General features: G+C 68.8%; 23 protein-coding genes and 2 tRNA genes. 7 read left to right on the forward strand and 18 right to left on the reverse strand.

The window, feature by feature from the left end; translation table 11 throughout:
• The first annotated feature begins 71 nt into the window (after positions 1-71).
• Both pknB and ACIF80_RS30500 read left to right on the forward strand, forming a co-directional pair.
• On the forward strand, positions 72-2,078 hold the full coding sequence (gene pknB / locus ACIF80_RS30495; protein WP_399810472.1) for a Stk1 family PASTA domain-containing Ser/Thr kinase: 2,007 nt from the start codon (positions 72-74) through the stop codon (positions 2,076-2,078).
• A gap of 290 nt (positions 2,079-2,368) precedes the next feature.
• Positions 2,369-3,409, forward strand: coding sequence for a restriction endonuclease (locus ACIF80_RS30500; RefSeq protein ID WP_399810474.1), 1,041 nt, complete (start codon positions 2,369-2,371; stop codon positions 3,407-3,409).
• Positions 3,410-3,514: 105 nt separating this feature from the next.
• On the opposite strand, the gene ACIF80_RS30505 is transcribed toward ACIF80_RS30500, so the two are convergent.
• From ACIF80_RS30505 to ACIF80_RS30530, 6 genes are read right to left on the reverse strand one after another with little or no spacing between them, the layout of a single operon-like run.
• Positions 3,515-4,279 carry a class E sortase gene (locus ACIF80_RS30505; RefSeq protein WP_399810475.1) on the reverse strand — a complete coding sequence of 255 codons (765 nt, stop codon included), beginning with the start codon at positions 4,277-4,279 and terminating at the stop codon, positions 3,515-3,517.
• Between the two features lie 13 nt (positions 4,280-4,292).
• The gene (locus tag ACIF80_RS30510) at positions 4,293-5,597 is read right to left on the reverse strand and encodes a class E sortase (RefSeq protein ID WP_399810477.1); all 1,305 of its coding nucleotides are present in this window, start codon (positions 5,595-5,597) and stop codon (positions 4,293-4,295) included.
• A complete protein-coding gene (locus tag ACIF80_RS30515; RefSeq protein ID WP_399810478.1) occupies positions 5,594-6,232 on the reverse strand; it encodes an aminodeoxychorismate/anthranilate synthase component II in 639 nt (212 codons plus the stop codon). The genes ACIF80_RS30510 and ACIF80_RS30515 overlap by 4 nt, the downstream gene beginning before the upstream one ends.
• Entirely contained in the window at positions 6,229-6,390 is a 162-nt protein-coding gene (locus tag ACIF80_RS30520; protein ID WP_399810479.1) for a hypothetical protein, read from the reverse strand. The genes ACIF80_RS30515 and ACIF80_RS30520 overlap by 4 nt, the downstream gene beginning before the upstream one ends.
• 52 nt (positions 6,391-6,442) lie before the next feature.
• Positions 6,443-7,180: a class E sortase gene (locus ACIF80_RS30525; protein WP_399810481.1), complete on the reverse strand. Its 738-nt coding sequence runs from the start codon at positions 7,178-7,180 to the stop codon at positions 6,443-6,445.
• A gap of 59 nt (positions 7,181-7,239) precedes the next feature.
• Positions 7,240-8,019, reverse strand: a complete 780-nt coding sequence (locus tag ACIF80_RS30530; protein WP_399810483.1) for a DUF881 domain-containing protein — start codon at positions 8,017-8,019, stop codon at positions 7,240-7,242.
• Between the two features lie 139 nt (positions 8,020-8,158).
• Here ACIF80_RS30530 and crgA point away from each other — a divergent pair, with 139 nt between their 5' ends.
• Positions 8,159-8,413, forward strand: a complete 255-nt coding sequence (gene crgA / locus ACIF80_RS30535; RefSeq protein WP_399810484.1) for a cell division protein CrgA — start codon at positions 8,159-8,161, stop codon at positions 8,411-8,413.
• Positions 8,414-8,745: 332 nt separating this feature from the next.
• On the opposite strand, the gene ACIF80_RS30540 is transcribed toward crgA, so the two are convergent.
• Both ACIF80_RS30540 and ACIF80_RS30545 read right to left on the reverse strand, forming a co-directional pair.
• A complete protein-coding gene (locus ACIF80_RS30540; protein ID WP_399810486.1) occupies positions 8,746-9,633 on the reverse strand; it encodes a rhomboid family intramembrane serine protease in 888 nt (295 codons plus the stop codon).
• A gap of 109 nt (positions 9,634-9,742) precedes the next feature.
• Positions 9,743-10,270, reverse strand: a complete 528-nt coding sequence (locus ACIF80_RS30545; RefSeq protein ID WP_055594763.1) for a peptidylprolyl isomerase — start codon at positions 10,268-10,270, stop codon at positions 9,743-9,745.
• Between the two features lie 323 nt (positions 10,271-10,593).
• Here ACIF80_RS30545 and ACIF80_RS30550 point away from each other — a divergent pair, with 323 nt between their 5' ends.
• Positions 10,594-11,301: a DUF5324 family protein gene (locus ACIF80_RS30550; protein ID WP_399810487.1), complete on the forward strand. Its 708-nt coding sequence runs from the start codon at positions 10,594-10,596 to the stop codon at positions 11,299-11,301.
• A 258-nt stretch (positions 11,302-11,559) separates the two neighbouring features.
• Here ACIF80_RS30550 and ACIF80_RS30555 read toward each other — a convergent pair.
• Positions 11,560-11,632 (reverse strand) — tRNA-Ala (locus tag ACIF80_RS30555).
• A 182-nt stretch (positions 11,633-11,814) separates the two neighbouring features.
• Here ACIF80_RS30555 and ACIF80_RS30560 point away from each other — a divergent pair.
• Both ACIF80_RS30560 and ACIF80_RS30565 read left to right on the forward strand, forming a co-directional pair.
• The gene (locus ACIF80_RS30560) at positions 11,815-12,363 is read left to right on the forward strand and encodes a hypothetical protein (protein WP_055605041.1); all 549 of its coding nucleotides are present in this window, start codon (positions 11,815-11,817) and stop codon (positions 12,361-12,363) included.
• A gap of 174 nt (positions 12,364-12,537) precedes the next feature.
• A complete protein-coding gene (locus ACIF80_RS30565) occupies positions 12,538-14,286 on the forward strand; it encodes a serine/threonine-protein kinase (RefSeq protein ID WP_399810489.1) in 1,749 nt (582 codons plus the stop codon).
• Here ACIF80_RS30565 and ACIF80_RS30570 read toward each other — a convergent pair.
• Together ACIF80_RS30570 and ACIF80_RS30575 are read right to left on the reverse strand one after the other, a co-directional pair.
• On the reverse strand, positions 14,273-15,607 hold the full coding sequence (locus tag ACIF80_RS30570) for a hypothetical protein (protein ID WP_399810490.1): 1,335 nt from the start codon (positions 15,605-15,607) through the stop codon (positions 14,273-14,275). The genes ACIF80_RS30565 and ACIF80_RS30570 overlap by 14 nt on opposite strands.
• Before the next feature lie 225 nt (positions 15,608-15,832).
• Positions 15,833-15,961 (reverse strand): DLW-39 family protein, encoded by a 129-nt coding sequence (locus tag ACIF80_RS30575; protein ID WP_003999697.1) that lies wholly within the window; start codon positions 15,959-15,961, stop codon positions 15,833-15,835.
• Between the two features lie 337 nt (positions 15,962-16,298).
• Here ACIF80_RS30575 and ACIF80_RS30580 point away from each other — a divergent pair, with 337 nt between their 5' ends.
• Positions 16,299-16,682, forward strand: coding sequence for a DUF6344 domain-containing protein (locus ACIF80_RS30580; protein WP_399810492.1), 384 nt, complete (start codon positions 16,299-16,301; stop codon positions 16,680-16,682).
• Positions 16,683-17,201: 519 nt separating this feature from the next.
• On the opposite strand, the gene ACIF80_RS30585 is transcribed toward ACIF80_RS30580, so the two are convergent.
• The 7 genes from ACIF80_RS30585 to gnd form a co-directional block, all read right to left on the reverse strand.
• A tRNA-Ile gene (locus ACIF80_RS30585) sits at positions 17,202-17,275 on the reverse strand.
• A 121-nt stretch (positions 17,276-17,396) separates the two neighbouring features.
• Complete coding sequence (locus ACIF80_RS30590) at positions 17,397-18,146, reverse strand: DUF3566 domain-containing protein (RefSeq protein ID WP_399810493.1); 750 nt, start codon at positions 18,144-18,146, stop codon at positions 17,397-17,399.
• Positions 18,147-18,164: 18 nt separating this feature from the next.
• The gene (gene gyrA, locus ACIF80_RS30595; protein WP_399810495.1) at positions 18,165-20,756 is read right to left on the reverse strand and encodes a DNA gyrase subunit A; all 2,592 of its coding nucleotides are present in this window, start codon (positions 20,754-20,756) and stop codon (positions 18,165-18,167) included.
• A 42-nt stretch (positions 20,757-20,798) separates the two neighbouring features.
• Positions 20,799-22,859, reverse strand: coding sequence for a DNA topoisomerase (ATP-hydrolyzing) subunit B (gyrB, locus tag ACIF80_RS30600; RefSeq protein WP_399810497.1), 2,061 nt, complete (start codon positions 22,857-22,859; stop codon positions 20,799-20,801).
• A gap of 489 nt (positions 22,860-23,348) precedes the next feature.
• Positions 23,349-23,903 carry a DUF721 domain-containing protein gene (locus tag ACIF80_RS30605; protein WP_399810499.1) on the reverse strand — a complete coding sequence of 185 codons (555 nt, stop codon included), beginning with the start codon at positions 23,901-23,903 and terminating at the stop codon, positions 23,349-23,351.
• On the reverse strand, positions 23,900-25,021 hold the full coding sequence (gene recF / locus ACIF80_RS30610; RefSeq protein ID WP_399810501.1) for a DNA replication/repair protein RecF: 1,122 nt from the start codon (positions 25,019-25,021) through the stop codon (positions 23,900-23,902). Before recF ends, ACIF80_RS30605 begins: the two co-directional genes overlap by 4 nt.
• Positions 25,022-25,146: 125 nt before the next feature.
• A complete protein-coding gene (gene gnd, locus ACIF80_RS30615) occupies positions 25,147-26,022 on the reverse strand; it encodes a phosphogluconate dehydrogenase (NAD(+)-dependent, decarboxylating) (protein ID WP_055596609.1) in 876 nt (291 codons plus the stop codon).
• Positions 26,023-26,155: the final 133 nt, after the last annotated feature.

Genomic DNA, 26,155 nt, shown 5'->3' on the forward strand with positions numbered 1-26,155 from the left:
AGGCCCGGACGGCAGCCTCCGGCCGCACGAACGTGCCGGCCGGGACCGACGGAGAGGGCTGGTAGTTAGCTATGGAAGAGCCGCGTCGCCTCGGCGGCCGGTACGAACTGGGCCACGTGCTCGGCCGCGGTGGCATGGCGGAGGTCTACCTCGCCCATGACACCCGCCTCGGCCGTACCGTTGCAGTGAAGACGCTCCGCGCCGACCTCGCGCGCGACCCGTCCTTCCAGGCCCGGTTCCGCCGGGAGGCCCAGTCGGCCGCCTCGCTCAACCATCCCGCGATCGTCGCGGTCTACGACACGGGCGAGGACTACATCGACGGGGTCTCCATCCCGTACATCGTCATGGAGTACGTCGACGGCTCCACGCTCCGTGAACTCCTGCACAGCGGCCGCAAGCTGCTGCCGGAGCGGACGCTGGAGATGACCATCGGCATCCTCCAGGCCCTGGAGTACTCGCACCGGGCCGGCATCGTCCACCGCGACATCAAGCCCGCGAACGTCATGCTGACGCGCAACGGCCAGGTCAAGGTCATGGACTTCGGCATCGCCCGCGCCATGGGCGACTCCGGCATGACGATGACCCAGACGTCGGCGGTCATCGGCACCGCGCAGTACCTCTCGCCCGAGCAGGCCAAAGGAGAGCAGGTCGACGCACGCTCCGACCTGTACTCCACCGGCTGCCTGCTGTACGAGCTGTTGACCGTCCGCCCGCCGTTCGTGGGCGACTCCCCGGTCGCGGTCGCCTACCAGCACGTCCGGGAGGAACCGCAGGCGCCGAGCGTCTTCGACCCCGAGGTCACGCCCGAAATAGACGCGATCACGCTGAAGGCGCTCGTCAAGGACCCCGACTACCGCTACCAGTCGGCCGACGAGATGCGCGCCGACATCGAGGCCTACCTCGACGGCCAGCCCGTCGCCGCCACCGCCGCGATGGGCGCGGCCGGCTACGGCGGCTACCCCGACAACCAGGCGACGACCGCGCTGCGCTCGGACTCCGGCGCCGCGACGTCGATGCTGCCGCCGATGAACCCGGACGACGGCGGCTACGGCTACGACGACCGCCCCGGCCGGCGCCGCCAGCAGAAGAAGAACAACACCTCGACGATCCTGCTGGTCGCGTCGGGCGTCCTGGTCCTGATCGGCGCCATCCTGATCGGCCGCTGGGCCTTCTCCGGCGACGGCGGCGTGGGCAACGACAACATCAAAGCCCCGAACTTCATCGGCCTCACGAAGGAAGCCGCCGAAAAACAGGCCACCAACGTCGACTTGGTCCTGAAGTTCACCGAGGAACCCTGCGAGAACCAGGCCAAGGGCAACATCTGCAGCCAGAACCCCGACGAGGGCACCGACGTCAAGAAGGAGTCCACCGTCAACCTGGTGGTGTCCACGGGGGCACCCAAGGTGGCGGTGCCGAGCGTCATCGGCCTCAGCCTGGAAGATGCCACGTCCAAGCTCGAGGGCGACGACTACGAGTTCACGATCAAGACCGAGACCCGCGAGGTCTCCGAGGATCCAGGCACCGTCCTCGACCAGAATCCGACCTCCGGCAAGGAGGTGGAGAAGGGCACCACCATCACCCTCACCGTCGCCAAGGCGGTGGCCAAGTCGACGGTCCCGGACGTTCTCGGCAGGACGTGCGACGAGGCCAAGGCGCAGATGACCGCCAACGACCTGGTCGGCAACTGCACCGAGCAGGACGTCGACGACCCGAACCAGGTCGGCAAGGTCACCTCGACCACGCCGGGCCCCAACCAGCAGGTCGACAAGAACTCCCAGGTGCAGATCGTCGTCGGCAAGGCCAAGGCGAACGAGAAGGTCACCGTCCCGAACATCAACAACCAGCTCCTCAAGGACGCCCAGAAGATGCTCCAGGACGCCGGGCTCACGGTCGGTGACATCGCCGGCTCGCAGGACCCCAACGCCCGCGTCATCACCTCTGACCCGGCGCAGGGCACCGAGGTCGACAAGGGAACGGTGGTCCGCATGGTCGCCGCGGACCAGGGCGGCAACGGCGGAAACGGCGGCAACAACGGCGGGGGTTTCTTCGGCGGCCTCACCGGCGGCAACGACGACTGACGCCTCCGAACACCCGGACACCACGGAGCCCCGGCGCCCTCTTCAAGGAGCCGGGGCTCCGTCGTGCCCCGTACAGGCAGGCACAGAACAGGCCCCCTTCAAGGAGGCCAGTGGGAACACAGGCCCACCGGAGCCTCACCGGCGGACCATTCCCACCCGCCCATGACGGAGTCCCGTCCCTTGAACGCACGTCCTCACCCCGCTCGTGCCTTCGCCTGCCATCACTCGTTGATCGGGTGGGGCGGGGCATCCGAGTTCTGCTCCGACCACGACAACGCAAGGGGCATCGGGTGCTCAAGGAATCAGTACTGCTGGAATCGCAGACGTTGCGCAGCGGCGTCCTGGACCGCACGGACGTACTCGACAAGGTCAAAGCCCTGTCGCTGCTGCCGGACGGCATGCACGTGACGACGGCGATGGTGGCGGCGTACTTCGGTGTCACCACTGAGGTGATCCGGCAGCTCAAGGCACGGCATCGCGAGGAACTCTCGTGCAACGGAATGACGACACTCCAAGGCCCTGAGCTCGCACGATTTAAGCGTGACGTCCTGTCACTCTTTCCTGGAAGTTATCCACAGCCTCGGTCGAGCCTCACTCTCTACTCCCGGCGAGCCGTGCTCAATGTCGCGATGCTTCTCCGCGACAGCCATGTCGCCCGGCAGGTGCGGGTGTATCTCCTGGACATGGAGCACTTGGCCCGCACACAGTCTGTGGACAACCCGGCCCCGACAGGTCCCGCCGGTCTCGATGCCCGCATCGACCAGCGCATCACCCACATCCTCGGCAGGACGGTCGTGCCGATGTTCAACACCCTGATCGCCACGTCCGGCGAACACCGCCGCGAGCTCATCGAACTCCGTGAGGACATCGAGAACGTCGAGCGCAGGATGTGCTGGCACCACAAGCGCCTGGCCACCCTGGAAGGAGAGGCCCCCGCGGAAAACACCAGGTCGACGCTCAAGGCGATGACCTGGCAGGCGTTCGAACAGCACGTCGCCGCCCTGTTGCGGCGCGACGGCTGCACCGATGTCGTCGTACGGCAGGCCCGTAGCGACCGGGGCATCGATATCACCGGCCGCGCCGCGGACGGGCGGACCGTGGCCGTCCAGTGCAAGAACCGGTCCGGCCGCTGGACGGTGCCCAGTGCCGACCTGCAGAAGTTCGCGGGCGCGGCGCGTGCCATCGACCGTGTGGACCTCGCGCTCTTCGTCGCCACCTGCAACTTCAGCCATGAATCACAGGCGATCGCCGACCTGACCGGAGTCGTCACGGTCAATCGGGAAGAAGTGGAGGCCTGGACCGCAGGAGTTCGACTCAAGGCTCTGCGGTAACGGCGGTAACGGCTGATCACGGAGGCCCGAAGCCGCAAGAGCAAGTTGCGGCTTCGGGCCTCCGTCATGTTAAGGGAACGAGGTCCGTGCAGGACCTCGTGTGTCTCAGCGCAGTTCCTTCGGCGGCGTCCGGTCCTCGTCGACCTTCTCCGTGCGGACCAGTTCGCCCCAGACGACGTAGCGGTACTTGCTGGTGTACACCGGCGTGCAGGTCGTCAGGGTGATGTAGTGGCCGGCCTTCTTGCGGCCGGACTCCTCGGGGACCTTCGCGAGGACGTCCACGTTGTACTTCGAGGTCTCGGGAAGGATTCCGTAGGTCTTGTAGACGTACCAGGTGTCCTTCGTCTCGAAGACGATCGGGTCGCCGTCCTTGATCTTGTGGATGTCGTGGAACTTGGCCCCGTGGCCGTCCCGGTGCGCGGCCAGCGAGAAGTTGCCCTTCTTGCCGGACGTCGGCAGGGTCGCCTTCACCGGGTCGGTGTAGTAGCCGGCGACGCCGTCGTTGAGCACCTTCATCGTGGTGCCCTTCTCGATCAGGATGTCGCCACCCCCCATCGCGGGTACGTGCAGGAAACCGATGCCGTTCTTGCTGTCGAAGGAGGCGGGACCGTCACCGGTGCCGGCACCGGGCCCCTGGGCCCAGGTGTCCCGCACCTTGTCCGCCTGCTTGTCCGCCGCGCGGTCGGCGAGCACGTTCGTCCACCACAGGGAGTAGACGACGAACAGGCCGAGCACCAGGCCCGCGGTGATGAGGAGTTCCCCGAGGGCGCTGACCAGCAGCGCGCCCGGTCCCATACGGCGGCGGACCGGAGGCGACGGTGACGCGGGCATGGCGGGGTGCTCTTCGGTGTCGTCGGCGGTCGCTGCCACGTTTCCTCTGCCCTTAACTGACGAGCGCATCCGGCTTGCCCTTGCTGCGCGGCCGTTCCTCGTCCATCTTGCCCCAGACGATCATGCGGTACTTGCTGGTGAACTCCGGCGTGCACGTGGTCAGCGTGATGTAGCGGCCCGGCCCGGTGAAGCCCGATCCCTTCGGGACGGGCTCGAGGACGCTCACGTTGCTCGGCGGCGTCACCGGCAGGATCGACGCCATCTTGTAGACGAAGTACGTGTCCTGCGTCTCCACCACGATCGGGTCGCCCTGCTCCAGCCGGTTGATGTACCGGAACGGCTCCCCGTGCGTGTTGCGGTGCCCCGCGACCCCGAAGTTGCCCTTCTTGTCGTTCGGCATCGCCGTCTTCAGGGCCCCCTCCGCGTAGTGGCCCACCATGCCCCGGTCGAGCACCTTCTTGCTGTCGATGCCCTCGGCGATCGGCACCACCACGTCCAGCTTCGGAATGTGCAGCAGCGCGAAACCCTGGCCCGGCTCGAACGCGCCCGGCTTGCGCTCGCCGTTGGCCCAGTCGCTCTGGAGGTCGCTGGCCTCCTGGCCGGCCTGTGCCTGCGCACGCACATTCGTCCACCACAGCTGGTACGTCACGAACAGCAGCATCAGCACACCGCAGGTGATGAACACCTCGCCGATACCCCGGCTCGCGACGACGGCGGGGCTCACCTTCCGCTCCCGGGCCCGCCGCCGCGCCTCCACCCGCGAGAGCGGCGCCTGAGGCGCGCTGAGGCCCTGCGGGGTATCGCGGCCCTCGGAAGGGCTGTTCGCGCCGCCACGGAGCCCGTGGCGCTTCTTGGCGGCCTTCCTGCGCGCCGCGCGACCCCCGGGAACCGCCGGGGACTCCGTGCGCGCCCCGTCCGGCCCGCCCGCCCCGCCCGCCCCGTCCGTCCCGTACGCCGCGGCACCGACCGTGCCCGTCGTGTACCCCGTGCCGTCCGTACTCTGCGTGCGCCGCGTGCGCTCCACGCGCTGCGGCGGCGGATCGGGGATCCGCAGCGCCACCGTCTCCTCGTCGACGGGCGGCAGGTACGCGTGCTCGTCGACGGGGGGCAGATACGCGGTGCTGTCGTCGGCCCCGGCCGCACCACTGCCGGGGCCGACGACAGCACCGCCGTAGGAGTAGGCGCCCTGCTGGGTGGTGTCGTACCAGTCGCCGCCCCCGAGCGTGCCGGGTGCCCCGTACGGCTGCTGCTGCCCGTACGAGGTCCCCTGCTCGCCGCCGGTGCCGTACGGGAAGCCGTCCGTGAAGGGCTCCCCGTGTCCGGCGCCGGACTCGCGCTCGGGGCGCAGCGCGGTCACGCCGGCGACCTGCCCACCACCGGGGCGAGCCCCGCCGATCTCGCCACAGCGCCCTCGTCCCCGCACTCCACCAGCCAGTTGGCCAGCATTTGGTGACCGTGCTCGGTGAGCACCGACTCGGGATGGAACTGCACTCCCTCGACGCGCAGTTCACGGTGACGCAGACCCATCACGATGCCTTCCGGTGTCCGGGCCGTCACTTCCAGCTCCTCCGGTACGGTGGCCGGCTCGGCGGCCAGCGAGTGGTAGCGCGTCGCCGTGAACGGCGAAGGAAGGCCCGCGAAAACGCCCTTGCCCTCGTGCTCGACCGGCGAGGTCTTCCCGTGCAGCAACTCGGGGGCACGGTCCACGACACCGCCGTAGGCCACCTGCATGGACTGCATGCCGAGGCAGACACCGAAGACGGGCACCCCGGTCGACGCACAGTGCCGCACCATGTCCACACAGACCCCGGCCTGCTCGGGAGTGCCGGGCCCCGGGGACAGCAGCACACCGTCGAACCCGTCCTGTGCGTGCGCCGTGGACACCTCGTCGTTGCGCAGGACCTCGCACTCGGCGCCCAGTTGGTACAGGTACTGAACCAGGTTGAAGACGAAGCTGTCGTAGTTGTCGACGACGAGAATGCGCGCGCTCACTGGTTGTCCACCGTCACATCGTTGAAGGGCAGCAGCGGCTCGGCCCAGGGGAAGACGTACTGGAAAAGGACATAGACCACAGCGATGATCAGCACGAGCGAGATGAGTGACCTCACCCATCCGTTCCCCGGCAGATGCCGCCAGATCCAGCTGTACATGCCGTCCCTTCCGTCGCACCACGGCACCAGACCCACGCCGTACGTCACCAGACTAACGGCGCAACGCCTCCGGTTTCCCGGCCTCCACAGGCTGCGTGGAGTCCAGGTGGGCCCAGACGATCAGCCGGTGACTGTGCCCCCATTCCGGTTCGCACGTCGTCAGTGTCAGGTAGCGACCCGGACGCGCATATCCGGAAGTACGTGGCACAGGGTCGATCACCTCGATGTCCGTGGGCACGGTTTTGTACGGGCCCCGGTCGATCCGGTACGTGAACCAGGTCGTCCCGTCGGTCAGCACCACCGCGTCGCCCCGCCCGAGCCGGGGAAAGTCCTTGAACGGGTCGCCATGCGTGCGCCGGTGGCCGGCGACGGCGAAGTTGCCCTCGCGGCCCAGCCGCGCGGTGTTCGCGTAGTGACCGAGGCCCTTCTTCAGGGTGCTGGACTCCGTGCCCTCGAGCACGGGCTTGTTCCACGTGAAACCAAGACGCGGGATGTACATGATCGCGAAGGACTTTCCCTCGACGTACGGCTTCGGCTTCGGTTTCGGGGGACCGGCAGGGGCGGCGCCGGTACGAAAACCCGGGGTGGGCCCGGACCAGGGCCCGGGCCCGGGCGTGACGGCCGGCAGTGCGCTCCCCCTCGCCCACTGGTCCTCGAGGAGGGTGATCTGGTCGGCCATGACCTGATCGGCCCTGACCCCGGTCCAGAAGAGGAGATGGGCGACGAACAAAACGATCAAGGTGCCGACGGTGACGCACAGTTCACTGACGGTCCTGACGGTCACACGCACCGGCGGCTCCCGGCCTCGCCCCCGGAGCCCACCTCGGTCCGGGGTCTGTCCCGTGGTCTCTACTCCACGGGCTTCGCGTGGTGCAGGTCCACTGTGCCCGAGTAGCCGGGCAGAGTCACCGGCCCGTCGTCCTCGACTTTCCAGCCGAGCCCGTAGACGTTGACGTACACCATGTAGTTCTGGATCGACGGGGAGGCCGCGAGCGCGTTCTTCAGCTTCTCCGGGTCACCGACCGCCGTGATCTTGTACGGCGGCGAGTAGACACGGCCCTGGAGGATCAGGGTGTTGCCCACACAGCGCACCGCGCTGGTGGAGATCAGCCGCTGGTCCATGACCTTGATGCCCTCGGCGCCGCCCTGCCACATCGCGTTCACCACGGCCTGGAGGTCCTGCTGATGGATGACCAGGTAGTCGGGTTCCGGCTCGGGGTAGCCGGGAAGCTTGGCCGTGGCATCCGGCGGAGCGTCGTCGAGCGTGACCGTGACGGCCTCGCCCTTGAGCTCCTGCGTCCCCGCGCGACGCTCCAGACCGGCGAGTTCGTCGTCCTCCGCCGCACTCCTGCCGGCATCCCGCTCGGCGAGGGACTCGACGTCCCCGCGCAGGACTCCGTTGGACTCCTCCAGCTCACCGTTCTTGCGGCTGCGCTCGTGGATGAGATCGGACAGCCTCAGCAGCGAGTCGTCCGTGCGGATGTTGGTCCCCCTCGCCGTGTTGAAGCTGGTGAAGAAGATCAGGCCCGCGAGGGCGAAGACACCCGCGGTGAGGATCCGGACGGGTCGGAAACCCCGTCGGCGGACAGGGCTGGATTCCGTTCCGGGAGAGTCGGCAGAATTGCTCAACGTACCCTTATCTCCTTCAGCGCCACGGAAGGACTACGCTAACGGACGCCCGGGGAGCGCTCGGAGTCCCCTTCCAACCGCCCCGAGCCCGACCCAGTTCCCTGCGCGGCCACGCAGCGCATCGACAGGAGAGACCCTCGTGCCGAAGTCACGTATCCGCAAGAAGGCCGACTACACGCCGCCGGCGGCGAAGCAGACGACCGCCCTCAAGCTGACCAGCCGCGCCTGGGTCGCGCCGGTGATGCTGGCCCTGTTCCTGATCGGTCTGGCCTGGATCGTCGTGTTCTACGTCACCGACGGCAAGCTGCCCATCGACGCTCTGGGCAACTGGAACATCGTGGTGGGCTTCGGCTTCATCGCCGCCGGATTCGGCGTCTCCACACAGTGGAAGTAGCGCCCCGCAGCGCTCACCGCCCACTGGACCAGCCCTGCCCGGAGCTGCCCGACAGCGCCGGGCAGGGCTGTTCTCCGCTCCGGTCCCAGCTCTGGGCAGGACTATCCACCGAGTTATCCACAGGCGTTTCCACAGCGTGGGGAAAAGAAACGACGATCTGTGGATAACCCGTCGGGCCCTGTCGAGTGTTGACGCTTGTATAACAGAAGTACCGGTAACCGAATGCCTGTTCGCACGTCTCTGACCTGGGAAAACACCAGTCGGTGACATCGGGCACAGATGTTCCCGCACGGTGTGCACAAGATCCGCCACATGCTGTGGACAACTTGCACTCAGACGAGCTGAACCGTCCTCACCAGGGTCGTCAACACGACCACGGCAAGAACCAGCCCACAGGTTCCGTACTGGATCAGCGCCCGCCGTTCACGCGGGGCGTGGACCATGGCGTAGCCGATCACGACACCGGCGACAAGTCCTCCGATATGGGCCTGCCATGCGATGTTGCTCCAGCCGAAGGTGAAGATCAAGTTGATCACCAGCAGAGCGATGATCGGCCGCATGTCGTAGTTGAGCCGGCGCACCAGCACCGCGGTCGCGCCGAACAGCCCGAAGATGGCGCCGGAGGCACCGAGCGAGGCCGTGGAGCCGGAGGCCAGCAGATAGGTCAGCGCACTGCCCGCCAGGCCCGAGATCAGGTAGAGCGCGAGATAGCGGGCCCGGCCGAGGGCCTGTTCGAGCGGGCCGCCGAGCCACCACAGACTGAGCATGTTGAAGGCGATGTGCCAGATCGCCTCGTGCGTGAACATCGAGGTGACCAGGCGGTACCACTCGCCCTCGGCGACGCCCTCGGTGGGATGGAACGGCACCGGGGGCCAGACCCCGATCAGCACGAGATGGCCCAGCAGCGACGACCAGACATGCACCGCGATGAACACCGCGGCATTGATCCCGAGAAGGATCTTGGTGACCAGCCGGGGGTCCGCGGCGATGGTGCCGCCCGCGATCGTGCGGGGCATGGAGGCCGTGGGTGCGTGGCCGGTGCCCGAGCCGTCGCGGACGCATTGGGGGCACTGGAACCCGACCGAGGCGCTGATCATGCACTCGGGGCAGATCGGACGCTCGCAGCGGGTACAGCGAATGCCGGTCTCACGGTCCGGGTGGCGATAGCAGACGAGGACGCCGTGGGCGTCCTGCGGGCTGCCGGCAGCCTGGTCGTCCATGGGATCCCCTAGGTCGTGTGGAAAAGCCCCGCCCCGCCCATCCTTACGGATGAGCGGGGCGTTTGGTTCCCTCTGGGGGCTTGCGCGCTCCTCGGGGACAGGGCCGTCCTCAGCCCTCGCGGATCTCGACCGACTCGATGACGACGTCATTGAGCGGACGGTCGGTGCGCGGGTTGGTCTGCGCGGCCGCGATGGTGTCGATGACCTTCTGGCTCGCGGCGTCGGTGACCTCGCCGAAGATGGTGTGCTTGCGGTTCAGCCACGCCGTCGGGGAGACGGTGATGAAGAACTGCGAGCCGTTGGTGCCCGGACCCGCGTTGGCCATCGCCAGCAGGTAGGGCTTGTCGAAGCGCAGGTCCGGGTGGAACTCGTCCTCGAACTGGTAGCCGGGACCGCCGGTGCCGTTGCCCAGCGGGTCCCCGCCCTGAATCATGAAGCCACTGATCACCCGGTGGAAGACCGTGCCGTCGTAGAGCTTGGCCGTGGACTTCGCCCCGGTCTCCGGGTGCGTCCACTCCCGCTCGCCCTTGGCGAGCTCGACGAAGTTCTTGACGGTGATCGGCGCCTGGTTCGCGAAGAGCCGGACCTCGATGTCGCCGTTGTTGGTCTTCAGGGTGGCGTAGAGCTGGTCAGCCACGGTGTGCCTTCCGTTGTCTTTCCGTAACGCCCTGATCCTCGCACGGACGGGGCGCGCAGTCGCTCGACGCCCGTTCACGGGGGGCAACAGGGCCGAACAGCTTGCGGAAACTGGGTGAGTGCCGCCGCGACGGGGGAACTCGGCAACGATCCGTGGCATTGTCGACGAATAGCTTCTGTTCCCCCGTATTCATCCACTATTGCACTCGATCAGTGCCATCGGCACCCGTATGCCCGCCCTCACATGCCCGACGTCGACGAGGGAGGCATGATCCGTAAAAGGGTGGACAGTCGAAAAACGTACGCCACCGAGGAGGAGGAACCGTGACCCGCATCGAAAGCGTGCGCGCCGCGACTGATTCGGCAAAGGACAGCGTGCTGCACGCCGCGGACGTGGTGGCGCCCTACGCCGACACAGCCAAGGTGAAGGCCGCGCACTACGCGCAGGAGGCACGCGTACGGCTGGCGCCCAAGGTGACACAGGCCGCAGGGCATGCCCTTGTCCAGTACGGCACGCATGTCCAGCCGTACCTGGAACAGGCCCGCACCCATGTGCCGCCGAAGGTCGATCTGGCCGCCCATGAGGCTGCCATCCGCACCCGCAAGGCCGCCCAGCAGGCGGCGGAGTACTCCCGGCCGAGGATCGAGCAGGCCAGGGCCGCCGCCGGCCCGGCGAAGGAGGAGGCGGCGGCGCGCAGCGCGGCGGTGCTGGCCGCCCTGCGCGGTCAGGTCTCGGCCCAGCAGATCCAGAAGCTGGTCCGCAAGCAGCAGCGGCGCGCGAAGGCCGGCCGTGCCGCGAAGGTGGTCGTCATCCTGGGTGCCGTTGCCGGCGGTGCCTTCGCCGCCTGGAAGTGGTGGGACAAGCAGGCCAACCCGGACTGGCTCGTGGAGCCGCCGCCCGCGACCGATGTCCGCGAGTCCGGGACTCTGACGTCGGTGGACGGCAGCCGCGAGGCTGCGCTCGACCCCGAGGTCCGGGCCAAGGAGGCCGAGGCCGAGGAGGGGGCCGCCAAGCGCGACGAACAGCCGTAGGCCTGTCCGCGCGCGGCGGTACGTCCGCCTGCGGCATGAACAGCCCGGTGGGGCAGGAGAGTTCAGTGTCTCCTGCCCCACCGGGCTGTTTCACGTGAAACAGGTCCCCGGGGGCGGTGAACGGGAGCCGGGCGGCGGAAAACCGGGAATCCCGCCGGAGGCCGGGCTGCTGCGGGAAGCCCGGGCCGGAGGCGGGGAAGCGAAGTCGACGAAAAACCCCTCCCACCTGCGTTTCCGCAGGTGGGAGGGGTTTCCTTGTGGAGCCTAGGGGAGTCGAACCCCTGACATCTGCCATGCAAAGACAGCGCTCTACCAACTGAGCTAAGGCCCCGTGGACAAAGCGTCCACCAGGAAGAGGGAGATCCGGGCGGGCGCCGGAACCAGAGTACCGGGTCACCCGGGGGGTTCCGCAAAAAGGATTGGGGGTCCCCGTGACCGACCACTCTCCGTAAGATGCTCGGCGTGGTTCGCTACAGCGAAGCACGGTTCTTGGGGAAGCGATGGGGAGACGCAATGGACGCCGCACAGCAGGAAGCCACCGCCAGAGCGCGGGAACTGCAGCGGAACTGGTACGGGGAGCCACTGGGGGCGCTCTTCCGTAAGCTCATAGACGATCTCGGCCTCAACCAGGCTCGTCTCGCGGGGGTACTCGGACTGTCCGCTCCGATGCTGTCACAGCTGATGAGCGGTCAGCGGGCGAAGATCGGCAATCCCGCGGTGGTCCAGCGGGTGCAGCTGCTGCAGGACCTGGCGGGTCAGGTCGCGGACGGAAGCGTCAGCGCGGCCGAGGCGACCGAGCGCATGGAGGAGATCAAGAAGTCGCAGGGCGGCTCGGTTCTCAGCACCACCACGCAGACGACGAGCAGTTCGGGGGCGCCCACGGTCAAGCGGGTGGTGCGCGAGATCCAGTCGCTGCTGCGCTCGGTGGCGGCCGCCGGTGACATCATCGACGCCGCCGACACCCTCGCCCCGACCCACCCCGAACTGGCAGAGTTCCTTCGGGTCTACGGCGCCGGCCGCACCTCCGACGCGGTCACGCACTACCAGTCCCACCAGAGCTGAGGTCCCGGCCGCCGGAGGGGGTCCGGCGGCCGGGAACGCGGGAGGGGCGGCCGGGGGAGTCGAACTGCTCGTCACGGGGGAAGCAGTCGAGGGGAAACAGTCGGCGTGAGGCAGAAGGGATAGGGCAGGACAGGGCCGGGCACGGCACCGCTGGGGGAGGAGCGACGCACAGCCATGGGTGAGGTCTTTGCCGGCCGGTACGAACTGGCCGACCCGATCGGGCGCGGAGGTGTCGGTGCCGTCTGGCGTGCCTGGGACCACCGTCGCCGCCGTTACGCGGCCGCCAAGGTCCTGCTGCAGAGCGACGCCCATTCCCTGCTCCGTTTCGTGCGCGAGCAGGCCCTGCGGATCGACCACCCCCATGTGCTCGCCCCGACCAGCTGGGCCGCGGACGACGACAAGGTTCTGTTCACCATGGACCTGGTCGCCGGCGGTTCACTGGTCCATCTCATAGGCGACTACGGCCCCCTGCCGCCGGTGTTCGTCGGCACCCTGCTCGACCAGCTCCTGGCGGGACTCACCGCGGTGCACACGGAAGGCGTCGTCCACCGCGACATCAAGCCCGCCAACATCCTCCTGGAGGCCACCGGCACGGGCACGCCACGGCTTCGGTTGTCCGACTTCGGCATCGCCATGCGGCTCGGAGAGCCCCGCCTGACCGAGACCGACCTGGTGGTGGGCACGCCCGGCTATCTCGCGCCGGAACAGATGAGGGGATCCGAACCGGACTTCCCCGCAGATCTGTTCGCCGTGGGCCTGGTCGCGCTCTATCTGCTGGAGGGTGCCAAGCCGGACGCCAAGGCCCTCATCGAGTACTTCGACGAACACGGGACGCCAGGGGCTCCCCAGGGCGTTCCCGAGCCGCTGTGGCAGGTCGTGGCCACTCTGCTGCAGCCGGACCCGCAGGCGCGGTTCCGTACGGCCACGGGGGCGCGCAAGGCCTTGGCTGCGGCCAGGGAGCTGCTCCCGGAACCCGGCCCCGACGACGAAGTGATCGAGATCTTCGACCAACTCGGTCCGCTTCCCCCGGGCTTCGGCCCCGACGGCCCGCTGAAGGCGACCTCGGGCGTGCGCGCGGGCCGGGGCCAGGCTCGGGGCCGTCCCGGAGTGGAGGGCCGCCGGTCGGAGCGCGAGGAGACGGGCCACCAGGGAAACGACCGGCCAGGAGCCCTCGGGCCGGCGGCGGATGCCGGAGCACCAGGCGCCGGGCCGGCGGGCGCCGAACCGGCGGGTCCGGGGTTTCGGCCCTTCGACGGAGGCGACAGCGCTCCGGCGTCACCCGGTTCATCCTCCACAGGCAGCGGTACCGCTTCCCCCGACCCGCGCCAGGACACCGACCCGGCACCGCATTCCACCCCCCGCACCACCCGGGCGCCCTCCTCCGGCCCCGGCCCCGGCCCCGGCGCCGCCTTTCTCCCGGCACCGTCCGTCCCGCCGCAGCCGCCCTCCATGTCGGACACCGGCAGCTTCCACCTGCCACCGCCCCAGGCCCCGGTCACGCCCTCTCCCGCGCCCGCCCCGCCCCGTCACGCCCACACGCCACCGGCGCAGCCACAGGCACCGTTACCGGCGCAGCCCCGGGTGCCGGGACCGCCCCAGCCGCCGTACAGCGCGCAGCCGCAGGTCGCCCACGCGGGGCACGTGTCCCACGTGTCCCCTCACGATCCCACTCACCCGCTGCGCTCCTCCCCGCCCCAGCCGTCCACGCATTCCCGCCCCACGTCGCACCGTGCCGATCCCTCCACCGCCGAATACACCGCCGGGGTCCCCGGGGCCCCGCCCCAAGGCAGGACAGGCCCACGGCACGGAGGGGGGAGCCGACGCCGTCGCCGCCCCGGCCCTCCCGCGCGGGTGGCCGTCCCTCTCCTGCTCCTGGCCCTGGCCTGCTACGCCGTGGGGTTCTGGGCGCTCACCCGGATCTGAAGCCCCCGCCGTCCCGCGGGCCGCCGTCCCAGGAGCTGCCTCCCCGGCCCGGGGAGGCAGTTCTCCGCCGAGCCGCGACGGTCCACAACCCGAGGCCCACCAGCAGTGCGCTGCCGGTGCCGATACCGCCCACCGCGAGCGCCGTCATCGCGGTGCCGTCGTTCCCTGCCCGACCCGTCTCCTGCCCGTCCGCCACCGCCTCGTGGTCCTGATCACCGCCCGCGAAGACGTCCGACGGCACGGGCTCACCCGCGTACCCGGGCCCGTCCTGTGCCGTCCCGCTCACACGTACCCGCAGCGTCAGCGGGACGGGCCCGTCGCCGAAGTCGTCCGCGACCTTCTCCGCGAGGTGTGCGACGAGGTAGTACGAGCCGGCGAAACGCATCGCCGCGATCTTGCTGTTGGGTGCGTGGCGATTGGCGTACGCGACGTGCGGCAGCGGGGAGAGGCTGCCCGACTTCTGCTTGCCGTCGTAGCCGATGCCCACGTCCGCGACATGTCCGCGTACGGGGTTGTAGAGGTCCAGGTCCAGGGCGGCGGGGACGAACCCGGTACCGCCCGAGCTCGAACTGCCCAGTTCGGCGGTGGCGTTGAACTGCCGGCCCCAGCCGACCGGAACCTTGTAGAAGAGCGTCCGGCCGGGCCGGATGTCGTCCCGCCAGACTCCCTCATCGAGAGGGGTGGCCTCGGTGAAACCGGCGCCGCCGGCACGCCGTCGGGCCTCCCCGGCGACGGGCTCGGGCGAGGCGGAGTTCCACGCGTCCGGCGCGGTCGTCGCTCCGGGCTGCGCCGGCCGCGGTTCCGACACGGTGGTGAGCTCCAGCTCCCACGCGTCGGGGGAGGCGCCCTTTCCGTCCGGGTCCGCGCGTTCGGCGGTCACGTAGTACGTACCGGCGTCCTTGCAGAGGGACCGTCTGGGAGAGATCTCGCGTGCGGCCGACGCGGCGACCGGATGCGGGCTTGCGGCAGCGCCGAAGGTCGCCGTGTCCACGTCGCAGGAGCGTCCTTCACCGTCCTGTACGGACACCTTGACGCCGTCGATGACAGCGGCGCCGCCGCCCGGCGGGACGGCGGTGGCGGAGACATAGACGTTCGAGGTGGCGTCGAGTTCCAGGCGGTAGTGGACCGGGCCGCTCGCCGGGAGGGTGCTCCGGTAGGTGCGGCCGGTCTCCAGCCGTACGGCGTCCGCGGTGCTCAGGGCTCCTTCGACGCGCGGCGCGCCCTCGTCGAAGGCATACGTCCCAGGAGTCCCTGCGGCGGCCGCCTCCTGCCCTGCGGGCAGGCCCGGCATACCCGTCAGGAGCGCCGCCGCGAGCGTCACCACTCCCGCGCGTGCGGCAGCCGGGACCCGGACGCGCCTCCCCGCCCGTGCACGCCGTCCCCTCGCAGTACACCGCCGTGCCCTCACGCGCCACTCCTCGTCGTCGCCGGACGTCGCACCGTGACCATCCTGCCCCGCGGACGAGGTCCGTCGGCAGGGCCCCACCACACACAAAACCCCGACCGCGAGCGCGGCCGGGGTCTGTTCAGCGTCGTATGTCGGTACTCACGAACCCGTGGGCACGGAGTCAGTCGCCTCCGTCCACAGATCCTGCTCGGCGCGATCCGCCTGGATCTGGCGGTACACGAGGAGCCCGCCGATGGCGGCCAGTGCGACCAGGAGAAGCTTCTTCACCGCGCGACCTCGTCTTTCTTGACGTAGGGGACCTCTGGCGCCCGACTATACACACCGGCCGAGACCGATCGGTGACCTGCGTCGGCCCGTCAACTCCCCTCCTGAGCCGTGCAGTAGAAGCAGAGAACATCGGCCGGACCGGAGGGTGATGACCCTCGCACGGTCGGTGATTTCGGCCACCTCCCTCCACGATCTTCCACTTTCCTCCCCTCTTGCGCCCATCCGAGTGGTGTTCATCTGAACATCGACGCGCCACGTGCGTAGGTCCACCACTTCGCGGCCCACATACACATCATGAGGAAAGTACGCAAATCGCCCGACCCGAAAGTGAGGGGCCATGGCCCGGAACAAGGTCATGAAGCTGTGGACCGCCATCATCACCGCCTTCCTCGCGCTGTGCACAGCGCTCGGATTCATTACCACGACCGCCTCCGCGGCCGTACCCCGGACCGAGACGACGCGCAACAGCGAGAGCGCCCCGGACAGGACGGCGCCGGCGACGTCCGTCCGGCCCTGGTCCCATGCGAGGGCCCTGCCCCCCACGATGAAACAGCGCATCCGCGCGGAGGCCCATGGCGCCTCCCCCGGCTGCCGCCACCGCCCGCTCGCGAACCCGGCCCCCGCCCCGGCTCCTGATCCGGCCGCTTCCACGCCCTGCTCCGACGACGACACCCCGCCCCCGGCGGAATCCCCCAGAGGCCGCATCCCGCTCCAACGCTGAGCCCCGGAGCCCCACAGCACCCTTTCCGTGCCGTTCCGGCTCCCCCGAAGTCCCGGCGAACTCGCGTACAGCCCCAACGGCACGCGAAAAACAGCCCGGCAGCTCGAACACGAGCAGCCGGGCTTTCCCATGCCCACACCCACGCCCCACCCACCGGATCATCAGGGCCCAAGGGTCCAGCACACCTACCGGTCCCCTGCCACAGCGGCGAAGGATGCGAAGGACGGCATTCAAGCCACGCCCCACGACGCGACGGGACTCGGCGGGATGGGAGGGGACGGGAGGGGACGGCGGAAACGAGTCCAGGAGGAACAGGGCCACCACGACCGCATCGGCCACGCCCACCCTCTCGCCGCCGGCCGCGGACGCCCCACCCCCACCAACGAATCAGCCCCTCCGACCGCACCGCCCACCAGACACGGCACACCATGCACCGCCCACCAGACATGGCTCACAGCACGGAAGCCCCGGAGACACCGAAAACCCCCGGCCACATTGACCGGGGGTCTCGCGATGATGTGGGGCTAACAGGATTTGAACCTGTGGCCTCATCCTTATCAGGGATGCGCTCTAACCAACTGAGCTATAGCCCCGCCGCGCTCTGCGGTGTATGTCCCGCGCGCTGACTCCTGAAGATTAGCGCACGACCGGGGCAGTCCCAAAATCGGTTGTCGGGGGGCCGTCGGAGCAGGCCGGGAAAGCGGTGAGCGCCGCTCACTCGTCCTCGGCCAGCGTCAGCTCGACGCCGCCCACGAAGCCCGCGGAGAGGTTGTAGATGAACGCGCCGAGGGTCGCCAGGGCCGTGGCCAGGACGACGTCGATGACCGCGATGATCGCCGTGAACAGCAGCACGTTGGGCAGCGACAGGAACGACTGGAGGTCGAAACCGTTCGACTCGTTGGAGCCGGTCGCCTCGGAGATCGTGCCGCCGACGGTGGAGAAGACACCCATCGCGTCCATGACCATCCACAGCACCGCGGACGCGACGATCGTGCAGACGCCCAGCGCGATGGAGAGCAGGAAGCTGACCTTCATCACCGACCAGGGATCGGCCTTGGCCACCCGCAGGCGCGCCTTGCGCACGCGCGGTGTGGTGCGCGCCCCGGTGCGCGGGCGGCGTACCGCGGCACCGGCCTGGCCCCCTGCCGTACCGTCCTGCGCGGTGTAGGCCTGCGGCGGGTGGTACGGCCCCGCCTGCTGCTGCGGCTGCCGTTCCCCCGGCAGCGGTGAGGCCGTGTGAGCGGCGGCGCCCTGTCCGGGCGCGCTCTGCTGCTGGCCTCGGGTGTCCGTCACAGTTCCCCCCTGGGATCCATGTCTGTCGGACGAAGGCGAGTCCTTGCCGGGCGACTTGATCGCTTTCAGGTTGGTCGTGTGCGGGTCTGTCGCCTGCGTGGCAGAGCCACGGCCACCGCCGTCCGCACCCGTACTGGTACCGGTCGGTCCGGCGCCCGTGGCTCCGCTCACGCTGACTCACTCCTCGTGCTACTCGGCCGAGGGCGCCTCACCCTCGTCCGTGCCGGTGGTCACGGCACCTTCATCGGTCTCGTCCACGGCCACGTCGCCGTCGACTTCCTCCGCCTCGCGTCCCGCCTCGGCGTTACGGGCGATGCCGACCACGGCATCGCGCTTGCCCAGATTGATCAGTTGGACGCCCATGGTGTCACGGCCCGTCTCCCTGACCCCGCTGACTCGCGTACGAATCACACCGCCCGACAGCGTGATGGCGAGGATCTCGTCGGTCTCCTCGACCACCAGCGCACCGACGAGAGTTCCACGATCCTCGACGATCTTGGCGGCCTTGATACCGAGGCCACCGCGACCCTGGACGCGGTACTCGTCGACAGCGGTCCGCTTCGCGTACCCGCCGTCTGTGGCAGTGAACACGAACGTACCGGGTCGAACAACATTCATCGAGAGCAGTTCGTCCCCTTCGCGGAAACTCATGCCCTTTACGCCTGAAGTCGCACGGCCCATGGGCCGCAAAGTCTCATCCGTCGCGGTGAACCTGATCGACTGCGCCTTCTTGCTGATCAGTAGTAGATCATCTTCTGGCGAGACAAGTTCGGCCCCGATCAGTTCATCGTCGGCACCGTCCTCCTGCTCCCGCAGGTTGATCGCGATCACACCGCCCGAACGCGGCGAATCGTAATCCTTCAGCGACGTCTTCTTCACCAGGCCGGCCTTGGTGGCGAGAACCAGGTAGGGCGCCGCCTCGTAGTCGCGGATCGCGAGGATCTGGGCGATCGCCTCGTCCGGCTGGAAGGCCAGCAGGTTCGCCACGTGCTGGCCGCGCGCGTCCCGGCCGGCGTCGGGCAGCTCGTACGCCTTCGCCCGGTAGACCCGGCCCTTGTTGGTGAAGAACAGCAGCCAGTGGTGCGTGGTGGACACGAAGAAGTGGTTGACGATGTCGTCTTCCTTGAGCTTCGCGCCCCGTACGCCCTTGCCGCCGCGCTTCTGGGCCCGGTAGTCGTCGGTCTTGGTCCGCTTGATGTAGCCACCGCGCGTGACCGTGACGACGATGTCCTCCTCGGCGATCAGGTCCTCGATGGACATGTCGCCCTCATAGGGGATCAGCTTCGTCTTGCGGTCGTCCCCGTACTTCTCGACGAGCGCGGCCAGTTCCGCGCTGACGATCCCGCGCTGACGGACCGGGGAGGAGAGGATCTCGTTGTACTCGCTGATCTTCGCCTGAAGTTCGTCGTGCTCCTGGACGATCTTCTGGCGTTCCAGTGCCGCCAGCCGGCGGAGCTGCATCTCCAGGATCGCGTTGGCCTGGATCTCGTCGATCTCCAGGAGGCCCATCAGGCCCCCGCGCGCGATCTCGACGGTGTCGCTGCGCCGGATCAGCGCGATGACCTCGTCGATGGCGTCCAGCGCCTTCAGCAGGCCACGCAGGATGTGCGCGCGCTCCTCGGCCTTGCGCAGCCGGAAGCGCGTACGGCGGACGATGACCTCGATCTGGTGGTTCACCCAGTGGCGGATGAACGCGTCCAGGGAGAGCGTGCGCGGCACGCCGTCGACCAGCGCCAGCATGTTGGCGCCGAAGTTGGTCTGCAGCTCGGTGTGCTTGTAGAGGTTGTTCAGGACGACCTTGGCGACCGCGTCCCGCTTGAGCACGATGACCAGGCGCTGTCCGGTGCGGGACGACGTCTCGTCACGGACGTCCGCGATACCGCCGACCTTGCCGTCCTTCACCAGGTCGGCGATCTTCTGCGCGAGGTTGTCGGGGTTGGTCTGGTACGGCAGCTCGGTGACCACCAGGCACTGGCGGTTCTGGATCTCCTCGACCGCGACCACCGCGCGCATGGTGATCGAGCCGCGGCCCGTCCGGTACGCCTCCTCGATGCCCCTGCGGCCCACCACGAGGGCGCCGGTCGGGAAGTCGGGGCCCTTGATGCGCTCGAGGAGCGCGTCGAGCAGCTCCTCGTTCGACGACTCGTGGTGTTCCAGGTACCACTGGGCGCCGGCCGCGACCTCGCGCAGGTTGTGCGGCGGGATGTTGGTCGCCATGCCGACCGCGATACCGGCCGACCCGTTGATCAGCAGGTTCGGGAAACGGGCCGGCAGGACGGTCGGCTCCTGGGAGCGTCCGTCGTAGTTGTCCTTGAAGTCGACGGTCTCCTCGTCGATGTCGCGGACCATCTCCATCGACAGCGGCGCCATCTTGCACTCGGTGTACCGCATGGCCGCCGCGGGGTCGTTGCCCGGGGAGCCGAAGTTGCCGTTGGAGTCCACCAGCGGCATCCGCATCGACCACGGCTGCGCGAGGCGGACCAGCGCGTCGTAGATCGAGGAGTCGCCGTGCGGGTGGTAGTTGCCCATGACGTCGCCGACGACACGGGCGCACTTGTAGAAGCCGCGCTCGGGCCGGTAGCCGCCGTCGTACATGGCGTACAGCACGCGGCGGTGGACGGGCTTGAGCCCGTCACGGACGTCCGGCAGCGCACGCGAGACGATGACGGACATCGCGTAGTCGAGGTACGAACGCTGCATCTCCGTCTCGAGCCCGACGGGCTCGACGCGCATGACGATGCCGTTCTCTTCGGACGTGACGGGAGTGTTCTCGTCGGTCATTGCTGGTGAAGATCCTTCCTGGTGCGGTCAGCTGAGACCGACTCAGATGTCGAGGAAACGGACGTCCTTGGCGTTGCGCTGGATGAACTGACGGCGCGCCTCCACGTCCTCGCCCATGAGGACGGAGAACAGGTCGTCGGCCTGCGCGGCGTCGTCCAGGGTGACCTGGCCGAGGACGCGGTGCTCCTGGTCCATCGTGGTGATGCGCAGTTCCTCGGCGTTCATCTCGCCGAGACCCTTGAAGCGCTGGACGGAGTCCTCACGGATGCGCTTGCCGGCCTGGCGGCCCAGCTCGATCAGCGCGTCGCGCTCGCGGTCGGAGTACGCGTACTCGAAGTCCTCCCGGCCCCACTTGATCTTGTAGAGCGGGGGACGGGAGAGGAACACGTGCCCGGCCTCGACCAGCGGCCGCATGAAACGGAACAGGAACGTCAGCAGCAGGGTGTTGATGTGCTGGCCGTCGACGTCGGCGTCCGCCATCAGGATGATCTTGTGATAGCGGAGCTTCTCGATGTCGAAGTCCTCGTGCACGCCGGTGCCGAACGCGGAGATCATCGCCTGGATCTCCTGGTTCTGCAGGATCCGGTCGATGCGCGCCTTCTCGACGTTGAGGATCTTGCCCCGGATCGGGAGGATCGCCTGGTACTGCGGGTTCCGGCCGGACTTGGCCGAGCCGCCGGCGGAGTCGCCCTCGACGATGAAGATCTCGCACTTGATGGGGTCGTTCGACTGGCAGTCCGAGAGCTTGCCCGGCAGGGACGCCGACTCCAGCAGGCCCTTGCGGCGGGTCAGGTCGCGGGCCTTGCGGGCCGCCACACGCGCGGTGGCCGCCGCGATGCCCTTGCGGACGATGTCCGCGGCCTCGTTGGGGTTGCGGTCCAGCCAGTCGGCGAGGTGCTCGTAGATGACCTTCTGGACGAAGGTCTTCACCTCGGTGTTGCCGAGCTTGGTCTTGGTCTGGCCCTCGAACTGGGGCTCGCTCAGCTTGACCGAGATGATCGCCGTCAGACCCTCGCGGATGTCGTCGCCCGTGAGGTTGTCGTCCTTCTCCCGCAGCAGCTTCTTGTCGCGCGCGTACTTGTTGATGAGCGAGGTCATCGCCGCGCGGAAGCCCTCTTCGTGCGTGCCGCCCTCATGGGTGTGGATGATGTTGGCGAAGGAGTAGACGCCCTCGGTGTAGCCGCTGTTCCACTGCATGGCGACCTCGAGGGACAGGAGCTTCTCCTTGTCCTCGGCCTCGAGGTCGATCACGGTGGGGTGCACCACGTCGCCCTTGCGGGAGTTGAGGTACTTCACGAAGTCGACGATGCCGCCCTCGTAGTGGTACGAGACGGCCTTGACCTCGTACTTCTCGTCCTCGCCCGCCTCGTCCGCCCCGGCGGTGGCCTTCGCCGACTCACGCTCGTCGGCGAGGTTGATCCGCAGGCCCTTGTTGAGGAACGCCATCTCCTGGAAACGCCGCGAAAGCGTCTCGAAGGAGTACTCGGTGGTCTCGAAGATGTCCGCGTCGGCCCAGAAGGTGACCGTGGTCCCGGTCTCCTCCGTGGCCTCCTGCTGGACCAGCGGGGCCGTGGGGACGCCCATCTTGTAGTCCTGCGTCCAGCGGTAGCCGTCACGCTTGATCTCGACGGAGATCCTGCTCGACAGGGCGTTCACCACGGAGACACCGACGCCGTGCAGGCCGCCGGAGACCGCGTATCCGCCGCCGCCGAACTTGCCGCCCGCGTGCAGTACGGTCAGCACGACCTCGACGGCCGGCTTGTTCTCCGAGGGGACGATGTCCACCGGGATGCCCCGGCCGTTGTCGACGACCCGGACGCCGCCGTCGGCCAGGATCGTCACGTCGATCGTGTCGGCGTGCCCGGCCAGCGCCTCGTCGACGGAGTTGTCTACGACCTCCTGCACCAGGTGGTGCAGCCCTCGTTCACCGGTCGAACCGATGTACATACCGGGTCGCTTGCGGACCGCGTCCAGGCCCTCGAGGACGGTGATGGCACTGGCGTCGTACGAAGCGGTGATCTCGCCGTTGAGGGCGGTCGCCTCGTTCTTCACGCCGGTGTCGGTGGACGGGATGTTCTCGTTGGGGTTGCCGGAATCGGCCACGAAGCGCCCTTTCTGGCACACCACGAGCCTGGCTCGGCGGCGGGTTGCCGGAGCGGCTGCGGCATGTTGCGTTGATAAGCCTTGATCAGCGTTGCTCAGCTTTTCCCGGGCGGTCCCCACGATCGGGGCGGGATTGCTTCCAGTCTACCGGTAGCTCGGACATCGATGGGGGTTTGCCGGTGCCTGAGTCCGCATGTGCCGCCCTCAACCGGTCTCGCCCGACTCCCGATATACGGATGGGGGCCCCAGGAGGCTCACGAGGGCACCTAGCGCTTCCGGCCGTCAACCCTTTGCTACTTACGAGTCAGGTGGTGATCCGGCACTCCACCCGGGGGTACCGCGAAAGGGGCAGCGACGGATCGAACACACCTCGGGAAGCCCTCTTTGTGACGTCGGTCACCATCCTGCGGAAGGCCCGGAACAGGGCCCGCAACGGGCCGGCAACGGGCCCGGCACAGGGCTCCGGACATGGCTCGGAAAGGACCTCGGTCACCCGTACGTATCGCCGGGACCGGTGCTTCCTGGGGCCCGCAGCGGTCCGTAGCGGCGGGCCGGGCCACCCGGTCCGTTGACCTTGATCAGCCTCACCGTGCCGTGGCCCAGGTCCTCGTTCAGCCGGGCGACCAGAGTCGGGGCGAGCAGTCGCAGATTCGTCGCCCACGCGGTGGAGTCGCAGCGCACGATCAGCACCCGCTCGTCCTCGTCGTAACGCTCCGGCTCACAGTGCTTGGCCACGTCCTCACCGACGATCTCGGGCCAGCGCCCCATCACACCGCCCACCGCGGCCGGGGCCTCCCAGCCGCGCTCGGTGAGCAACCGGTTGATCGCCGCGCCGAGCGCCATGGGATCGCGCCGGTCCCCGCGCGCACCCGAGCGCAGGCCACCGCGCCGCGCCTGCTTCTTCTGCTGCGCCACGTCCCCGCGCGCGCGTGCCGCTTCCTTGGCCGCGCGCAACGCCACGCGCGCGAGATCGACACCCGAGGGCTCAGGGGCCGCCTTCCGAGCGTCTCCGGGGGCGCCGTCGGGTCCGCCCGGCTCGCTCATACCCGTTCCACCGTCCCCTCGGCCACCGCGAACCGCGTCCCCGACAGCACATGGGGGACGTCGTCGTCGACCGCCGCGGTCACCAGCACCTGCTCGCCGGGCGCGACCAGCTCGGCGAGGCGCTCACGACGGCGGGTGTCCAGCTCGGCGAAGACGTCGTCGAGGACCAGCACCGGCTCGTTGCCCTCGGCGCGCAGCAGGTCGTAGGAGGCCAGGCGCAGCGCCAGCGCGTAGGACCAGGACTCGCCGTGGGAGGCGTAGCCCTTGGCCGGCAGCCGGCCGAGATTGAGCAGCAGGTCGTCGCGGTGCGGGCCGACCAGGGTGACGCCCCGCTCGACCTCCTGCTTGCGTGCCTCGGCGAGAGCGGCCGACAACTGCTCGAACAGGTCCTCGCGCGTGTGCGCCTCGCCGGGTGCCGACGGCTTGTACTCCAGGGCGACGGGACCGCCGCCCGGCGCGAGCTGTTCGTACGCCTTGTCGGCGAGTGGCTGGATCGCGGCGATCAGATCCAGTCGCTGGGCCAGCAGTTCGGCGCCCACACGCGCGAGGTGCTGGTCCCAGACGTCGAGGGTGGACAGGTCCATGGTGCGCCCGCCGTGGCGGCGGGCCAGCGCGGCGGACTTCAGCAGCGTGTTGCGCTGCTTGAGCACACGGTCGTAGTCGGAACGGACACCGGCCATGCGCGGGGAGCGGGCCGTGATCAGCTCGTCCAGGAACCGGCGCCGCTCGCCGGGATCACCCTTGACCAGGGCGAGGTCCTCGGGCGCGAACAGGACGGTACGGACGATCCCCAGCACGTCCCGGGGCCTGACCTGCGAGGACCTGTTGATCCGGGCGCGGTTGGCGCGGCCCGGGTTCAGTTCCAGCTCGACGAGCTGCTGCCGCTCACCCTGGCGGACCTGGGCCCGGATGATCGCTCGGTCGGCTCCCATGCGGACCAGCGGAGTGTCGGAGGAGACACGGTGGCTGCCGAGGGTGGCGAGATAGCCGACCGCCTCGACGAGATTCGTCTTGCCCTGCCCATTGGGGCCGACGAAGGCCGTGACCCCCGGGTCGAGCGGGACCTCGACCCGGGGGTAGGACCGGAAATCGGCCAGCGACAGATGCGTGACGTGCATGGTCGTTCGCCGACCTCCCCAGGCGTTGTGGACCGTCGTGCGGCCCGGTGGACTGCAGCCCCGGAGCTGCCCGCCCGCTCGGGCTGGGGCCGCTCCGGCTGCTTCGTGGAGTGCTTCTCCGTGGGTTACTTCTTCTCGACCGCGTGGCCGCCGAACTGGTTGCGCAGCGCCGCGATCATCTTCATCTGCGGCGAGTCCTCCTGCCGGGAGGAGAACCGCGCGAACAGCGACGCGGTGATCGCCGGCAGCGGGACCGCGTTGTCGATCGCGGCCTCCACCGTCCAGCGTCCCTCACCGGAGTCCTGCGCGTATCCCCGGAGGCCCTCCAGGTGCTCGTCCTCGTGCAGCGCGTTCACCGCGAGGTCGAGCAGCCAGGACCGGATGACCGTGCCCTCCTGCCAGGAGCGGAAGACCTCCCGGACATCGGTCACCGAGTCGACCTTCTCCAGGAGCTCCCAGCCCTCGGCGTAGGCCTGCATCATCGCGTACTCGATGCCGTTGTGGACCATCTTGGCGAAGTGGCCGGCACCGACCTTGCCGGCGTGGACCGAACCGAAGTCGCCCTCCGGCTTCAGGGCGTCGAAGACCGGCTGCACCTTGGCGACGTGCTCCTTGTCGCCGCCGTACATCAGCGCGTAGCCGTTCTCCAGGCCCCAGACACCGCCGGAGACACCGCAGTCGACGAAACCTATGCCCTTGGCCGCCAGCTCCTCGGCGTGCTTCTCGTCGTCCGTCCAGCGGGAGTTGCCGCCGTCCACGACCACGTCGCCGGGCTGCAGCAGCTCGGCGAGTTCGTCGATGGTCGACTGGGTGGCCTCGCCCGCCGGGACCATCACCCAGACCACGCGCGGGCCCTCGAGCTTGCCCACGAGTTCTTCCAGGCTGTGGACATCGGCGAGGTCCGGGTTGCGGTCGTATCCGAGAACGGTGTGGCCCGCGCGGCGAATCCGCTCGCGCATGTTGCCACCCATCTTGCCAAGGCCGACGAGACCGAGCTCCATCAGTTGTGTTCCTTAGGTTGCGACGTGGCGTGGCGGCACGAGCGTGCCGCGGCACTTACGTACCGACCCGACCCTAAACCCGGGCGCTCACGCACATCTGTGGGCATACGCGCTCATGCGCACGCCCTCACCT

Source organism: Streptomyces sp. NPDC085927 (assembly GCF_044540975.1).
GTDB lineage: Bacteria > Actinomycetota > Actinomycetes > Streptomycetales > Streptomycetaceae > Streptomyces > Streptomyces hirsutus.

Bases quoted from the DNA above. Each gene is read 5' to 3' on its own strand.
- recF (WP_399810501.1), bottom strand. From the start codon at position 25,021: ATGCACGTCACGCATCTGTCGCTGGCCGATTTCCGGTCCTACCCCCGG.
- ACIF80_RS30520 (WP_399810479.1), bottom strand. From the start codon at position 6,390: ATGTACAGCTGGATCTGGCGGCATCTGCCGGGGAACGGATGGGTGAGG.
- ACIF80_RS30560 (WP_055605041.1), top strand. From the start codon at position 11,815: ATGGACGCCGCACAGCAGGAAGCCACCGCCAGAGCGCGGGAACTGCAG.
- gyrA (WP_399810495.1), bottom strand. From the start codon at position 20,756: ATGACCGACGAGAACACTCCCGTCACGTCCGAAGAGAACGGCATCGTC.
- ACIF80_RS30540 (WP_399810486.1), bottom strand. From the start codon at position 9,633: ATGGACGACCAGGCTGCCGGCAGCCCGCAGGACGCCCACGGCGTCCTC.
- ACIF80_RS30565 (WP_399810489.1), top strand. From the start codon at position 12,538: ATGGGTGAGGTCTTTGCCGGCCGGTACGAACTGGCCGACCCGATCGGG.
- pknB (WP_399810472.1), top strand. From the start codon at position 72: ATGGAAGAGCCGCGTCGCCTCGGCGGCCGGTACGAACTGGGCCACGTG.
- ACIF80_RS30580 (WP_399810492.1), top strand. From the start codon at position 16,299: ATGGCCCGGAACAAGGTCATGAAGCTGTGGACCGCCATCATCACCGCC.
- gnd (WP_055596609.1), bottom strand. From the start codon at position 26,022: ATGGAGCTCGGTCTCGTCGGCCTTGGCAAGATGGGTGGCAACATGCGC.
- ACIF80_RS30605 (WP_399810499.1), bottom strand. From the start codon at position 23,903: ATGAGCGAGCCGGGCGGACCCGACGGCGCCCCCGGAGACGCTCGGAAG.